Origin of the sequence: Actinomyces sp. oral taxon 849 str. F0330 (genome assembly GCF_000239715.1) — a bacterium.
Classification (GTDB): domain Bacteria; phylum Actinomycetota; class Actinomycetes; order Actinomycetales; family Actinomycetaceae; genus Actinomyces; species Actinomyces johnsonii.
Genome location: NZ_JH470348.1, coordinates 237,278 through 252,335, shown reverse-complemented (window position 1 = coordinate 252,335; position 15,058 = coordinate 237,278). Strand labels below are relative to the sequence as shown.

Below are 15,058 nucleotides of genomic sequence, written 5' to 3'. Positions count from 1 at the left end.
GGACCACTCCCAACGGCGACGCGCCCGGCGGCTCCGGTTCGGGCGAGGCCGGTCAGCAGGGCGGCTCCGGTTCCTCGGGCGTCCTCCAGCAGCAGGACTCCACCGAGGGCACGGAGGACTGACGGCACAGCCATCGGGATCAACGTTTTCTGCAAGGACAATGCGTAGCCGTAGTTATCCCTGAAGTCTCGGTTGAGCTCGGCGGACTCGCCGACGGTCGCTGATACGTTATGCACTGTTCGCCGTGATGGAACACGAAGGGAGTACTTCGATGACTGATGCACACCCTCGCATGGCGCTCGGCACCATGCACTTCGGCACCCGTCTGCCCGCCGTTCAGTCCCGGGAAATCCTCGACGCTTACCTGGATCTCGGCGGCCTGTGGATCGACACCGCCAACTGCTACGCGTTCTGGGGCTCCGAGACCGGGTTCGGGGGTCAGAGTGAAACCGTGATCGGCCACTGGCTGTACGACCGCGGGGTGCGAGAACGGGTGAGGATCAGCACCAAGGTCGGCGCGGAGCCGACTCGCCCCCATGGCTTCCCGGGCGCAGTAGAAGGCCTCAGGAAGGACACCGTCAACCGGGCCATCCGGGACAGCCTGCAGCGCCTGCAGACGGAGCGCGTCGACATGTACTGGGCTCATATGGAGGACCGCGAGCAGTCGATTGCGGACGTGGTCGATACCTTCGGCGAGTTGGTGGTTCAAGGACTGACCGCACGTATCGGGCTGTCCAACCATCCGGCCTGGTACGCGGCAGCGGCCAATGTGTATGCCCAGCAGCGGGATTCGGCCCAGTTCAGCGCCCTCCAGCTGCGGGAGTCCTATCTTCACCCCAGGCCAGATGTACCTGTTGAGGGCGAGGATCATCCACACGGGATGATGACGATCGAGAGCAAGGACCTCGCCGAGCGCTGCGGACTGGACCTGTGGGCCTACACGCCGCTGCTGACCGGCGCCTACGAGCACCCGGAGCGCCCGCTTCCCGAAGCCTACGAGCACCCCGGAACCCACAGTCGGCTGACGGTACTGCGCGAGTGGTCGCACAGGCTGGCTATGAAGCCGAGCCAGGTCGTTCTGGCCCTCCTCAACGCCCAGCAGCCGGCCATCACCCCCATCGTGGGCGTCAGCAGCGTCACCCAGTTGACCGAGGCGGTCGAGGCGACCCGTTTCAGCCTTCCAGAGGAGGCCGTCGAGGAGCTTAACGCAGCCGGCTAGACCGAGCGGATCCGAGCCGGCGACCAGCAGCCCACAGATCAACATTTTCTTCAGGGACGACGTGTATCCGTGTTGGTGGGGTCAGGTGGTGTCTGCAGGATCGGTTACGGTCGCTGGCTCCGGGACGGGTGGGCACCCGGCCGCTATTCCAACCGTGAGTGTGGGGAGGACGACGTCGTCGGGAGTGGCGATGAACTGGCCCCTGCGGTGCGCCGCCCACTACACTCCCCGGAGCAAAGGCACAGACCCGGCCATCACCGGCGAGCCTCCGGAAGAACCGGGCCGCTGCGGCGCACCAGCACCGCCGGCCCTCAGTAGAACCGGACGGGACAGCCCGTCACAGCTGGAAACGAAGCGGTCATGCAGGCCGTCCCGGTCGGGGCGCGCAGCACGGCAAGCGAGGTGGTACCGCGGTGCGGCACCAGCCGGACGCCAGTTCCGGCCGGGAGCCGTCGTCGTCCTCGTCAGGCCCAGGGCACCCGCCCGGGGCGGCAGGAACGAGTGAGACGAGAGCACACCGCGATGGTTGAGAAGATGGCTGACACCACCACCGCCGGCAGCAGCGAGCCGACCGGCGCCGCCTTCTACCCCCTGCACCGGCCGGGGGAGCAGATCGACCCCTCGCCCTCCTTCCCCGCCATCGAGGAGGAGGTTCTGGCCTACTGGAAGACCGACGGCACCTTCCAGGCCTCCATCGACAACCGCGGCGAGCCTTGCGACGAGTTCGTCTTCTACGACGGCCCTCCCTTCGCCAACGGCCTGCCCCACTACGGCCACCTGCTGACCGGATACGTCAAGGACGCCGTCGGGCGCTACCAGACCCAGCGCGGCAAGCGCGTCGAGCGCCGCTTCGGCTGGGACACCCACGGCCTGCCCGCTGAGCTCGAGGCCCAGCGCCTGCTCGGCATCGACGACGTCACCGAGATCACCCGCCCCGGCGGCATCGGCATCGAGAAGTTCAACGAGGAGTGCCGCACCTCCGTCCTGCGCTACACCAAGGAGTGGGAGGACTACGTCACCCGCCAGGCGCGCTGGGTCGACTTCGACAACGACTACAAGACCCTCGACCCCGACTACATGGAGTCGGTGCTGTGGGCCTTCAAGCAGCTGTGGGACAAGGGACTGGCCTACCAGGGTTACCGCGTCCTGCCCTACTGCTGGCACGACCGCACCCCCTTGAGCAACCACGAGCTCAAGATGGACGACGACGTCTACCAGGACCGCCAGGACAACACGGTCACCGTGGGACTGCGCCTGGAGGAGCCGCTGCGCCAGGGCGCCGAACGCCCCGAGCTGGTCCTCATCTGGACCACCACGCCCTGGACGCTGCCCTCCAACGTGGCCATTGCCGTGGGGCCCGACGTCGAGTACGCGACCGTCCACGTCGATGAGGACCTCGACTCGCCGGTCGCCGGCCAGGACGTCGTCATGGCGCGGGACCTGTTGGGCTCCTACGCCCGCGAGCTCGGTGAGGAGCCGCAAGTGCTGGCCACCTGCACCGGGGCCGACCTGGTGGGGCGGCGCTACCACCCGATCTTCGACTACTTCGATGACGCCGCCCACCGGGCCGAGGGCGCGGCGCCCGGACCGAACGCCTGGACGATCATCGCCGCCGACTTCGTCACCACCTCCGACGGAACCGGACTGGTCCACATGGCCTCGGCCTTCGGTGAGGACGACATGATCGCCTGCTCCGGGGCCGGCATCGAGACCGTCGTCCCCGTCGACGACGGCGGCTGCCTGACCGAGGAGATACGCGATTACGCCGGGCTGCAGGTCTTCGAAGCCAACAAGCCCATCGTCGCCGACCTGCGCGACGGCACCGGCCCGCTGGCCCGCCGCGACGAGAGCCAGCGCGCCGTCCTGGTGCGCCAGGCCTCCTACGTGCACTCCTACCCGCACTGCTGGCGCTGCCGCAAACCGCTCATCTACAAGGCGGTCTCCTCCTGGTTCGTACGCGTCTCGGCGATCCGCGACCGCATGGTCGAGCTCAACCAGGACATCGACTGGTACCCCGGTCACATCAAGGACGGCATCTTCGGCAAGTGGCTGGCGGGCGCCCGCGACTGGTCCATCTCCCGCAACCGGTTCTGGGGCGCCCCCATCCCGGTGTGGGTCAGTGACAACCCCGACTACCCGCGCACCGACGTCTACGGCTCCTACGCCGAGCTCGAGCGCGACTTCGGCGTGGAGGTCACCGACCTGCACCGCCCCTTCATCGACACCCTCGTGCGCCCCAACCCCGACGACCCCACGGGCAAGTCCATGATGCGCCGCATCCCCGACGTCCTGGACTGCTGGTTCGAGTCCGGCTCGATGCCCTTCGCCCAGGTGCACTACCCCTTCGAGAACGTCGAGTGGTTCGAATCGCACTACCCGGGCGACTTCATCGTGGAGTACATCGGCCAGACCCGCGGCTGGTTCTACACCCTCCACGTCCTGGCCACGGCCCTGTTCGACCGGCCCGCCTTCACCTCCTGCGTCTCCCACGGCATCCTCTTGGGCAACGACGGGGCGAAGATGAGCAAGTCGCTGCGCAACTACCCGGACGTCTCCATGGTCTTCGACCGCGACGGGGCCGACGCCATGCGCTGGTTCCTGCTCTCGGCACCGGTCATGCGCGGCGGTAACCTCGTGGTCACCGACAAGGCCATCCGCGACACGGTGCGCCAGGTGGTGCTGCCGCTGTGGAACACCTGGTACTTCTTCGCGCTCTACGCGGGCCAGGTGGGGGAGTCCGGCTACGTCACCGACGGCGTCGACCTCGACGACGCGAGCCTGTTCGCCAAGCGGGGCGGCCTGCACGTCATGGACCGCTACGTCCTGGCCCGCACCAAGGACCTGGCCGATACGGTGGCCGCCCAGATGGACGGCTACGACATCACCGGTGCCTGCGCCACAATCCGCGACTTCCTCGACGTTCTCACCAACTGGTACCTGCGAACCTCGCGTCAGCGCTTCACCGACGGCGACAAGACCGCCTTCGACACCCTGGCCACAGTGCTGCGCGTACTCACCGAGGTCATGGCCCCGCTGGCGCCACTGGTGAGCGAGGAGATCTGGCGCGGCCTGACCGGCGGACGCTCCGTGCACCTGACCGACTGGCCGGTGCTGCCGGTCCATGTCGCCGACGCCGAGCTCGTGACCGCCATGGATGAGACCCGTGCTGCGGTCTCGGCGGCCCTGAGCCTGCGCAAGGCCGAGAAGCTGCGCGTGCGTCAGCCGCTGCGCAGTCTGACCATCGCCACGGCCGACCCGGCCGGACTGGCCCCCTTCCGGGAGCTCGTGGCCGAGGAGGTCAACGTCAAGGAGGTACGGGTCCTGGACGCCGAGTCCGCCGGCTACGAGGCCAGGGCGGACCTGACTCTCAACCCGCGCGCCTTCAGTCCCGAGGTCCGCAAGCTCACCTCCAAGCTCTTCGCCGCCGTCAAGGCGGGCCAGTGGGAGCTCACCGAGGACGGGGACGTCCGCTTCGACGACGTCCTGGCGGGCGGTGCCCCCGTGGTCCTAGAGGCGGAGGACGGCGCCTTCACTCTGAACACTCGCATCGAGGTCGACGACGACTCCCTGGCCGCCACCATGCTGCCCTCGGGAGCCTTCGTGGTCCTGGACACCGCCCTCGACGACGCCCTGGAGGCCGAGGGATGGGCCCGCGACCTGGTGCGCCTGGTCCAGGACGAGCGCAAGGCCGCCGGCCTGCACGTGGGCGACCGCATCCGCCTGGAGCTGACCGTCCCCGAGGACAAGGGCGCCTGGACCGGCGCTCACCTGGACCTCGTCAAGCGGGAGGTCGGCTGTGTGGAGGCCTCCGTCATCGCCGCCCCCGGCGTCAAGGAGCCCACCGCCACGGTTGAGAAGGTCATCGAGAAGTCCACGGAGGTGGACGGGGCCTGACCGAGACGACCTGAGCACCTGTGGGGCCGGCAGACTGCATGAAGCGGTTTGCCGGCCCCACAGGTATGTCCCGTGACCAGGATTCTCGGCTTGTATCGCGATGGAACATGTGAAAGGGTGCGGCACCGAAATTCGCCGTTTCGGTTAAAATAACCTCAACGACCTTCTGCATAAGGGTGGATATCGGTGTTTCCCTTGTGTTCCAGGTCTCATGGTGAGCGATTCGAGTGCTATTATCAGCCGTGGAAACTCGGCCCCTGAGACCCGTGTGATTGAAAAATCGAACTGTCTCCGGGGCGGGCTGCTACTGCTGAGCGGCAGCACGCAGTTTCCGCTGAAACACTCCAGATTTCCCCCCGCGGACGGACCTCAGTGTCGAGGTCCATCCGGTATCCCATTCGGCTCCACCCTCCAACGAAGGAGACCCTTGTGACGCTCTCGGCGCAAGCCCGATCCGCATGGGCCAAATTCGGCTACAACCCCGAGAGTCGCCACTGGCTCCCCCTCTGGCTGCATCTGCTCGACGCTGCTGCGGTGGCCGAGCACCTCGCCAGACGCTGGCTGGCGCCCACCGTCTGCGAACTTATTGAGCGCGAGTTCGAGGACTCCGACTCAGGACTGACCCCGGTGGAGGAGTTCTGCCTGCTCGCCTCCTGGATCGCCGGTGTGCACGACATCGGCAAGTGCACCCCGGCCTTCTCCGTCCAGGTCCCGGGACTGGACGACCGCATGAAGGAGGCAGGGCTGATCCACGAACCGGTGGATCCTCTCGAGCGGCGCAAGGTACCGCACGCCCTGGCTGGGCACTTGATCCTGGAGAACTGGCTTATGGACGGTCACGGTTGGGACCTTGAACCCGCCGAGGCCCTCGCCTCCGTCGTCGGCGCCCATCACGGCATCCCGCCCACGACGGCGGCTCTCGGCCAGGACTACTACGGGCATGAGCACCTCCTCGGCGAGGATGAGACGTGGAACGCGACCCGTCGCGAGCTCCTCGAACTCGTCACACGACGCACCGGTGCCGCGGCTCTTCTTCCTCACTGGGCGCGCCACCGATGGTCCCAGCCCTTCCTCGTGGAGCTCTCGGGGCTGCTCATCGTCTCGGACTGGATCGCCTCGACCGAAGCCTATTTCCCGCTGCTGTCCCTCCAGGACGATGGTGCGCGCCTGCTCGCGCCCGACGCCCATACCCTTCGTGTGGCCACCGGCCTGTCGCGTCTGGAGATCCCCGCGCCATGGCGTCCCCGCGACGAGGGCACCGCTCCCGACTGCCTGCTCACCAGCCGTTTCAACCTGCCCGATGATGCCCGCGCCACCGACGTCCAGGTGCGCACACTCCAGGCCGCCCGCTCTATGGGCCTGCCGGGCATGCTCATCGTCCAGGAGTCCACGGGAGGAGGGAAGACCGAGGCGGCCCTTATGGCCGCCGAGGTGCTCGCCGCCCGCACTCGCCGCTCCGGAATCCTCTTCGCCTTACCCACCCAGGCGACGACAGACGCCATGTTCTCCCGCGAGCTCGACTGGCTGGAGAGCATTGAGCAGGCCTACGCCGACGAGGGGGCGCCGTCGGAGTTCGCCGCTCAGCTCCTGCACGGACGGTCTCGACTCAACAAGGAGGCCCAGTATCTGCGACGCCGCGGTTACGAGATCCGCGACCGGCTCCTTGGATCGCTCGACGACTCGACCGGCGAGACCCCACGCCCTATCGGGATCGGATGGGATGAGGAAGAGGCTCGAACGGGCCGTGCTGCAGACTCCGAGGACGGCCGCAGAGCCGACCTGGCGATCCTGGCCTGGTTCAGCGGACGCAAGAAGTCGATGCTGTCGGACTTCGTCGTCACCACCGTGGACCACCTGCTGTTTGGGGCAATGCGTTCCCCACACCTGGCCATGCGACACCTGGGATTATCCCGCAAGGTCGTCATCGTCGACGAGGTGCACTCCTACTCCACGTACATGAACGTCTACCTGGACCGGGTCCTGACCTGGCTCGCAGCCTACGGGGTGCCGGTGGTGCTCCTATCGGCCACACTGTCCGAGGCCCGCTGCTCGGCCATGGTCGACGCCTACCGACGGGGCCTGCGCCTGGCAGCGGGGGAGCGCGTCCACCGTCGTCCCGCCCCCGAGAACGTGCACACTCCCTTCCCCTGCCTGGTCACTGCTGGTGAAGATCGCACCGAGGTCGTCCAGACCGCGTCGGGACGACGCAGCACAGTCCGGATCAGACGGCTTACGAAGGATGCTCTGATCCCGCTCTTGGAGGAGGGCCTCGTCGACGGCGGCTGCGCGCTGGTGGTCCGCAATACGGTGCGGCGCGCCCAGGAGACCTATGAGCGGCTGCGCGAGCACTTCGGCGCGGACGTCAGTCTCAACCACGCCCGGTTCATGATCGGCGACCGGCTCGCCAAGGATAAGGATCTTCTCAACCGCTTCGGCCCTCCGCGCAAGGCTGGAAAGCGCCCGTGCAGAGCCATCGTCGTCGCCACCCAGGTCGTCGAGCAGTCCCTCGACGTCGACTTCGACCTGCTCGTCACTGACCTCGCTCCCATCGACCTGGTTCTCCAGCGCATGGGACGCCTGCACCGTCACCAGCGGCGGCGGCCGCCCCGACTTGCCGAGCCCGCCTGCTACATCGACTGGCTGCCGTCGACGTCGTCCCCCGAGCCCTCCTTGGAACCGGGGGCCAAGGCGATCTACGGCGAGCAGGACATGCTCATGAGCGCGGCCGCACTGGACCGGGTGATCGACGGCTCCGGCATCGTCACGGTTCCCGACGATGTCCACGACCTCATCGAGGCCGTCTACGGTCCCGATGCCCCAGTGCCGCCGTCGTGGAAGGAAGCCGTCGACCGAGCTCGGGAGACATACGCGACGAGCAACCGTGCGAAGCATGAGGCCGCTCAGGGTTTTCTTCTGAATGAGCCCGAGCGGAGAGGGAAGAGTACCTCCCTGATCGGCTGGCTGCACGTGACGGCCTCCGACAACGAGGAGAGGGGACGCGCCCAGGTCCGCGATGGCGAGGACTCCCTCGAGGTCATCCTCCTGGACCTGCGCCGGGTAGGCGGCCAGGAGGAGCTGCGCACCCTGCCATCCGCACCGGAGGCTCCAGGAGCCATGATCCCCACAGACCGCGCCCCGGACAAGAAGATCGCCCGCGCCATGGCCCTGTCCGCCGTGAGGCTGCCTCCGCGCCTGAGCAATCCGCACCGGATTGACCAGGTCATCGATGAGCTGGAGAAATGCGTCGTGCCCGCTTGGCAGGATGATCCGCAGCTCCGAGGACAGCTGTTCCTTCTCCTGGATGAGGGCCGGGCGCAACTGGCCGACACCGTACTCGAGTACTCCCCATCCACCGGACTCAAGGAGGTCCAATCAGAATGACGCAGCGTTTCAATCTTCTCGACGAGCCCTGGATCCGGGTGACCAGGCTCGACGGCGCTCCCGACGAGGTCTCCCTCCTCACCCTGTTCCGGGAGGCGACGGACATCGCCGGGATCCACGGCGAGATCGCCAGCCAGGACGTGGCCATCCTGCGCCTGCTGCTGGCCATCTGCCACCGCGCCATGGATGGGCCGGAGGACCTGGACACCTGGAGGGAGTACTGGGAGGAGCCCGAGCGCCTGGGGCGGGACGCCAGTGCCTACCTCGAGCGTTACCGGGAGCGCTTCGACCTGCGCGACCCGGACCGTCCCTTCTTCCAGGTTGCGGGTATCCACGCAGCATCGGGCAAGACCTCGGGGCTGGAGTCCCTCATTGTGGATGTCCCCAACGGAAATCCCTTCTTCACGACTCGTATTGCTCAAGGGCTGGAATCCATCGGCTGGGCGGAGGCGGCCAGATGGCTGGTTCACGTTCACGCCTTCGACCCGTCCGGCATCCGCACCGGAGCCGTCGGCGACCCTTGGGTCAAAGGGGGAAAGGGGTATCCAATCGGCCCCGGGTGGACAGGGCAGATCGGCACCGTGACCGTGACGGGCGAAAGCCTGGAGCGGACGCTGCTCCTCAACACTGCCGTCTGCGAGGACCTCCCTGATCTGGTTGACGTCGATCCCGAACAGGATCTCGCTCCGTGGGAGCACGAGAATGACGGCCCGGCGGGTTCCCATGACCTGGAACCTACGGGACCTGTTTCCTGCTACACGTGGCAGACGCGCCGCGTGCTGCTGCACGGCGACGATGCGGGAGTCACCGGTCTTTTCCTCGGCAATGGAGACAAGGCAACACCTCAGAACCGGTATCTGGTGGAACCGATGACCGCATGGCGCTTCTCCGAACCTCAGACCAAGAAGTTCAAAACGCCCGTTTACATGCCGCGTAAGTTGCCGACGGACAGAGCATTCTGGCGGGGCCTGTCAACCGTTGTGGCTCAGCTGAGTCCGAAGGTTACGGTAAAAGGTGCAGGGGAAGTGACACGATACCGTTCTCCCGGTGTCGTCTCCTTCTATCAGGAGCTCATGCGCCGCAGAATCGTGCCTGCAGGCGGCCTCATTCCTTTACGTGCCGTCGGTATCGAGTACGGAGCCCAGGAGGCGGTCGTCTCCGAGCTCGTCGACGATGTCCTCTCCCTGCCCGCTGGCCTACTCGACCCCGAGAACACGCGACTGCTCGCCGTTGTGCACGACGCCATGGAGGAGACGGAGCATGCCGCCTCCGCACTGCGGAACCTGGCCGGGAACCTGGATCGCGCTCGCGGCGGGAGCCTGGATACGGCGTCGGCTGCGCGCGAGCATGCCAGTGCCGCCTTCTACCAGGTCATTGATGAGCGTTTCCCCCGATGGCTCGCATCCCTCGACGAAGCGGACCCGGTCAGGGCGCGCGACCAGTGGCGCAGGCTGCTGCGCTCCGAGGCATGGGAGCAGCAGGAGGCGCTGGCATCCGCCGCGCCTGATACCGCCTTCGCCGGGCGTGGAGAGGGAAAGGGACGGATGGACGTCGGTAAGGCGTTGTTCTTCTTCCGCCGCGCTCTGAACGTGGCCGTACCGGCACCTGCGCAGCAAGACAGCACCGCTGAGAACAATAAGAATGAAGAAAGGACACCGGCATGACTGTGTCGGATACCAGTACACACGCCAACTCCGCGGATGCAGTACCGCCCGGAGTGAGCCAGCGGCCCCACCGTCCGCGGCTGGAGGAGAATGCCGGCCGCCTCGTCGACCAGCGCATTGGCGGAACGAAGAGGCAGGAGGGCCTGCAAGCCCGCTATCGGCGCAATGAGGCTCGAGCACGCGGTGAGCTGGCCGCTCTGCGCAAGGGCGCGAACAGACCTCCCGGAGAGCTCCCCGAGATCTGGGCGCTCACCAGCGTCCACGTTCCCGACTATGCGGGAGACGCCCCAACGTGGGAGGAGACTGCCGTCCATACCGCCATGACGCTTTATGCCGTGCACCAGCAGTCACGGACCGAACCCATGTTCGTGCCCGGAAGAGGGCTCGGCCATGCCGCCCGCAGCCTGATCGGTCCACCGGACGAGAACCCTTCGGCCCGAGCGCGCTTCAACGCCCTGGTCACCTCGACGACCGTCACCGAGCTACGCCACCACCTGCGGGGTTTCATCTCGCTACTCCGAGCCCGGAGCATCTCCTTGGATCACGCCATGCTCGCAGACGACATCCTCCACTTCCAACAACCGGGCGGAGCCAGAAAGGTTCGCCTGACCTGGTCACGGGAGTACCAGTTCCTATCTGCCGAATCCCTAGCCTCTTCCGACGATGCCACCCCGGCATCTGCGACCAACTCAACGACAACCGCGCCAACCCCGGAGAACTGACAATGAGCACCTACATCGATATTCACATCATCCAGAACCTTCCGCCCTCCTGCGTCAACCGAGACGACTCGGGCTCACCCAAATCCGCTGTTTACGGCGGTGTCCGGCGTCTGCGGGTCTCCAGCCAGTCCTGGAAACGGGCCGCGCGCCTGTACTTCAATGACCTGCTGGATGCCGATGACGTCGGCGTACGCACGAAGCGAGTCGTCGAGGTGCTGGCCTCGACGATTGCGAAGGATGCGCCTGAACTTGCGGAGAACGCCGCCGTGCTCGCCGAGGGAGTGTTCAAGGCGGCCAAGATCAAGCTCTCACCTCCGCGCGGCAAGAAGGATGGGCCTCAGGAATCCGGATACCTCCTGTTCCTGTCCACCAGCCAGATCGCGCGCCTGGCCGATTTGGCCATCGCCTCGGCCCGCAGCGGCGAGACGCTCGACGCCAAGGCAGTCAAGAAGATCTTCAAGGAGGAGCACGCCGTCGACATCGCGCTCTTCGGACGCATGGTTGCTGACGACACCGATCTCAATGTCGACGCCGCCTGCCAGGTGGCCCACGCCATCTCCACGCACGCCGCCGAGAACGAGTACGACTTCTTCACCGCCGTCGACGATGAGAAGAACCGCTCCGAGGAGGAGGACGCCGGCGCCGGCATGATGGGCACGGTCGAGTTCTCCTCGGCCACCATGTACCGCTATGCCACCGTCAATCTTGACATGCTGGTTGAAAACCTCGGGGACGGCGGCGCTGCGCTGCGGGCGCTAGAGGTCTTCATCAAGGGCTTCTGCCTGTCCATGCCCACCGGCAAGCAGAACACGTTCGCCAACCGGACCCTGCCGGAGACCATCGTCATCTCCATACGCGACGACCAGCCCATCTCCCTCGTCGGTGCCTTCGAGAAACCGGTGCCGGAGGCCTCCGGCACCGGTTACGCCGATCGGTCGGTGGGCGAACTGGCCCGGTATGCCGAGACGATTGAGAAGAACTACGGGTTGAGGCCGCTGAGCAGCTTCGTCGTCGCCCTCAAGGACTCCGACGCCGTCTCCTCGCTCGGTGAGCGTGTGCCCTTCGCCGACCTGCCCGGACGGGTCCGTCAGGTCGTGGATCCCCGAGTGGGCCGTGAGGAGCGGGTCTGATGACCGTCCTCCTCCTGCGACTCGCAGGACCTTTGCAGGCCTGGGGGGTGAAATCTCGCTTCACCGTCCGCTCCACCGAGCTCGAGCCGACCAGGAGCGGCATCATCGGCATGCTGGCGGCCGCTGTTGGCCGTCGCCGGACGGACCCGATCGAGGATCTCCTGTCCCTGCGGTTCGGGGTGCGCAAGGACCAGCCCGGTCGAGTCATCAGGGACTTCCACACGGCGCGCACCCTCGACGGCAAGGACTCCATGCCCCTGTCGCACCGGTACTACCTCGCCGATGCCGTTTTCCTCGCAGGTATCGAAGGCGATCGCCCCCTCCTGGAGGGCATTGACGAGGCGCTTCACCACCCGGCCTTCCCTCTGTATCTCGGCAGGCGCTCATGCCCGCCGACGCCACCGGTGTCTTTGGGCCTTCGGGAGGCGGCGCTGCTCGATGCGCTTCGGGCAGAGCCCTGGCTCGCTTCACCATGGTTCCAGAAGCGGCACCGCAGCCATGTCTTCGACGCGGAGCTGCTTGTCGACCAGGAGGCCGTACCCGTAGGGGAGCGGGGCGCGGCCCATGGCAGTCGTGATGTACCGGCCTCCTTCGATCCGCGACGCCGCGACTACGACTTCCGCCAGGTTGAACGGCTCATGACACGGGTGAGCACTCGTAAAACAGACACTCACGATCCCATGCTTGTGCTGGAGGAGGCGAACCAGTGTTTCTGACGAAGATCGATCTGGCCCCGGAGCGCCGCCTAGCGCGCAAGTATCTGGGTTCGCCCCAGGTCATGCACGCCGTCGTCATGGGCGCCACCGGCGGTCATGAAGGGAACGGATCTGGACGCGTCCTGTGGCGGGTCGACCGGGACGTGACGACGGTGCTGTACATACTCTCGCCGTTGGAGCCTGACTGCTCTCAGCTCGTCGCGGAGGCGGGGGCTGCCGGCACCCAGGCGCGGACCCTGGACTACTCGCCGTTCCTCACCTCGTTGGATGCCGGGCAGCTGTGGGCCTTCCGCCTCGCGGCGAACCCGTCCTACTCGACCTCGAAGGGACCGGGAGTGCGCGGACAGCGGTACGGACACGTCACCGTTGAACAGCAGCGGCAGTGGCTCATTGAACGCACCCCACGACTCGGCTTCGAACTCATGCCCGTGGACCATGCTGATGGTGAGGGAACTGACGAGGCTGTCTTGGTCGCGCACCGAGAGCGCCCCGTTTTCAATCGGCGACGACCAGGGGGTGGGGGATACGACCGCGTGACTATCAACCGCACCGTCTACGAGGGGGTTATGCGTATCACTGATCCTGAGTCCCTGTGCCGTGCGCTCGTCACCGGGATCGGCAAATCCAAAGCCTACGGCTGTGGGCTCATGACGCTCGCCCGGGTGCAGCAGGTCTGATCATGGTCAGAATGCTGCCGGTTCCGGTAACGGCGCTGCCCCGTGTCCAGGACCGGATGTCCTTCCTCTACCTGGAGCACTGCGTGGTGCATCGGGAGGATGGTGCCCTGACCGCGCGCAACGACCAGGGCACCATCCGCGTCCCCGCTGCCTCGCTGGTCGCCGTCCTCCTTGGCCCGGGAACGTCGGTCAGTCACCAGGCGATGAGCCTGCTCGGCGAGTGCGGGACGACGGCGGTCTGGGTCGGTGAACGCGGTGTGCGCTACTACGCGCACGGCCGCTCCCTGGCTACTTCCACCCGACTATTGGTGGAGCAAGCGGCCAGGGTCTCCTCTCCCCAGAAGCGACTTCGGGTGGCGCGCGAGATGTACTGCATGCGCTTCAGCGGTGAAAGCGTTGACGGGCTCACCATGCAGCAGCTCAGGGGGCGGGAGGGGGCCAGGGTTCGTGAGGTGTATCGAGACAACTCCAGACGTACCGGGGTCCCCTGGGCCCGACGCGACTACCGTCCCGATGACTTCGAGGCGTCGGATCCGATCAACCAGGCGCTCTCAGCCGCGCACGCGGCTCTGTACGGCGTCGTCCACGGGGTGATCGTCTCCCTGGGCTGTTCTCCGGGGCTCGGCTTCGTCCACACCGGGCACGAGCGGTCCTTCGTGTACGACGTCGCGGACTTGTACAAGGCGGAGACGACGATACCTATCGCCTTCGACGTCGTCTCCGAGGGGATGGAGGACCTCACCGGGACCACGCGGCGGCGCGTTCGGGACAAGGTCTTCGAGCTCAAGGTCATAGAGCGGACGGTCAAGGACATCTACCGCCTGCTCGAGGTTGAGGATCTGGAGGATATGAGCATCAACGTAGTCTCCCTGTGGGACTACCAGCAGCGTGCTGTAGCCGGTGGAGCGAACTACGCCGGAGAGGATGCAGGAGGATGGTAGTTCTGATCCTGTCGGCAGCCCCCGCCTCGTTGCGGGGATCCATGACCCGTTGGCTGCTTGAGGTCTCTCCCGGGATCTTCGTCGGGCATCTCTCAGCTCGAGTGCGAGAGCAGCTGTGGGAACTGGTCCGCACATACATCGGGGAAGGGCGGGCGCTGCTGATCTGGTCGGTGCGATCTGAGCAGCGGTTCGCGGTCGCCTCCCTGGGGCATGAGCGTGAACCTGTCGACATCGAGGGGTGTCTTGTTATGCGCAGCCCGTACCGGCAGATCGGGGGAACGCAGGCGATTCCCGGTGCCGTTAAGCCTCCGAAGGAGTCATGGTCGATCGCCGCAAGACGACGGCGCTACCGGAACTCGGCGGAGCGGGCTCTAGGCCAGCACTGAAGGTAAACGCGGTCTGGTAGCATGGCTCATCGTTGGGATTCCAGGGATCCGCAAGTGTAAACCCCGCGCGAGCGGGGATGATCCCTCAATAATACACCTAACCCGGCCCGACACAACGTAAACCCCGCGCGAGCGGGGATGATCCCCAGAACCAGAACCTGATCCCGAACCAACACCCGTAAACCCCGCGCGAGCGGGGATGATCCCATAATTAGGCAGTTTCTTATGAGACTTTCTAAGTAAACCCCGCGCGAGCGGGGATGATCCCGCGATGATTTCAAATTCGCAGGCTCAGTCTCAGTAAACCCCGCGCGAGCGGGGATGATCC

The 15,058-nt window shown here is 66.2% G+C and carries 10 protein-coding genes; all 10 read left to right on the top strand.

The features are described from left to right. The first annotated feature begins 271 nt into the window (after window positions 1–271). The 10 genes from HMPREF0975_RS01065 to cas2e all read left to right on the top strand — a co-directional run bounded on the left by HMPREF0975_RS01065 (window position 272) and on the right by cas2e (window position 14,730). Window positions 272–1,219, top strand: a complete 948-nt coding sequence (locus HMPREF0975_RS01065) for an aldo/keto reductase (RefSeq protein WP_009232232.1) — start codon at window positions 272–274, stop codon at window positions 1,217–1,219. Window positions 1,220–1,741: 522 nt separating this feature from the next. After that, window positions 1,742–5,113, top strand: a complete 3,372-nt coding sequence (ileS, locus tag HMPREF0975_RS01060; RefSeq protein WP_009232231.1) for an isoleucine--tRNA ligase — start codon at window positions 1,742–1,744, stop codon at window positions 5,111–5,113. A gap of 429 nt (window positions 5,114–5,542) precedes the next feature. Further along, complete coding sequence (locus tag HMPREF0975_RS01055) at window positions 5,543–8,494, top strand: CRISPR-associated helicase/endonuclease Cas3 (RefSeq protein ID WP_009232230.1); 2,952 nt, start codon at window positions 5,543–5,545, stop codon at window positions 8,492–8,494. Further along, on the top strand, window positions 8,491–10,158 hold the full coding sequence (gene casA, locus HMPREF0975_RS01050; RefSeq protein ID WP_009232229.1) for a type I-E CRISPR-associated protein Cse1/CasA: 1,668 nt from the start codon (window positions 8,491–8,493) through the stop codon (window positions 10,156–10,158). Before HMPREF0975_RS01055 ends, casA begins: the two co-directional genes overlap by 4 nt. After that, window positions 10,155–10,880 (top strand): type I-E CRISPR-associated protein Cse2/CasB, encoded by a 726-nt coding sequence (gene casB / locus HMPREF0975_RS01045; protein WP_009232228.1) that lies wholly within the window; start codon window positions 10,155–10,157, stop codon window positions 10,878–10,880. Before casA ends, casB begins: the two co-directional genes overlap by 4 nt. Before the next feature lie 2 nt (window positions 10,881–10,882). Beyond that, a complete protein-coding gene (gene cas7e / locus HMPREF0975_RS01040) occupies window positions 10,883–12,010 on the top strand; it encodes a type I-E CRISPR-associated protein Cas7/Cse4/CasC (protein ID WP_009232227.1) in 1,128 nt (375 codons plus the stop codon). Beyond that, a complete protein-coding gene (gene cas5e / locus HMPREF0975_RS01035) occupies window positions 12,010–12,726 on the top strand; it encodes a type I-E CRISPR-associated protein Cas5/CasD (RefSeq protein WP_009232226.1) in 717 nt (238 codons plus the stop codon). The genes cas7e and cas5e overlap by 1 nt, the downstream gene beginning before the upstream one ends. Further along, window positions 12,717–13,403 carry a type I-E CRISPR-associated protein Cas6/Cse3/CasE gene (cas6e, locus tag HMPREF0975_RS01030; protein WP_009232225.1) on the top strand — a complete coding sequence of 229 codons (687 nt, stop codon included), beginning with the start codon at window positions 12,717–12,719 and terminating at the stop codon, window positions 13,401–13,403. The genes cas5e and cas6e overlap by 10 nt, the downstream gene beginning before the upstream one ends. 2 nt (window positions 13,404–13,405) lie before the next feature. Continuing rightward, window positions 13,406–14,344 (top strand): type I-E CRISPR-associated endonuclease Cas1e, encoded by a 939-nt coding sequence (gene cas1e / locus HMPREF0975_RS01025; protein ID WP_009232224.1) that lies wholly within the window; start codon window positions 13,406–13,408, stop codon window positions 14,342–14,344. Next, window positions 14,338–14,730, top strand: coding sequence for a type I-E CRISPR-associated endoribonuclease Cas2e (gene cas2e, locus HMPREF0975_RS01020; RefSeq protein ID WP_009232223.1), 393 nt, complete (start codon window positions 14,338–14,340; stop codon window positions 14,728–14,730). Before cas1e ends, cas2e begins: the two co-directional genes overlap by 7 nt. The last annotated feature ends 328 nt before the right edge of the window (window positions 14,731–15,058 follow it).

Bases quoted from the DNA above. Each gene is read 5' to 3' on its own strand.
- HMPREF0975_RS01065 (WP_009232232.1), top strand. From the start codon at position 272: ATGACTGATGCACACCCTCGCATGGCGCTCGGCACCATGCACTTCGGC.
- ileS (WP_009232231.1), top strand. From the start codon at position 1,742: ATGGTTGAGAAGATGGCTGACACCACCACCGCCGGCAGCAGCGAGCCG.
- casA (WP_009232229.1), top strand. From the start codon at position 8,491: ATGACGCAGCGTTTCAATCTTCTCGACGAGCCCTGGATCCGGGTGACC.
- casB (WP_009232228.1), top strand. From the start codon at position 10,155: ATGACTGTGTCGGATACCAGTACACACGCCAACTCCGCGGATGCAGTA.
- cas7e (WP_009232227.1), top strand. From the start codon at position 10,883: ATGAGCACCTACATCGATATTCACATCATCCAGAACCTTCCGCCCTCC.
- cas5e (WP_009232226.1), top strand. From the start codon at position 12,010: ATGACCGTCCTCCTCCTGCGACTCGCAGGACCTTTGCAGGCCTGGGGG.
- cas1e (WP_009232224.1), top strand. From the start codon at position 13,406: ATGGTCAGAATGCTGCCGGTTCCGGTAACGGCGCTGCCCCGTGTCCAG.
- cas2e (WP_009232223.1), top strand. From the start codon at position 14,338: ATGGTAGTTCTGATCCTGTCGGCAGCCCCCGCCTCGTTGCGGGGATCC.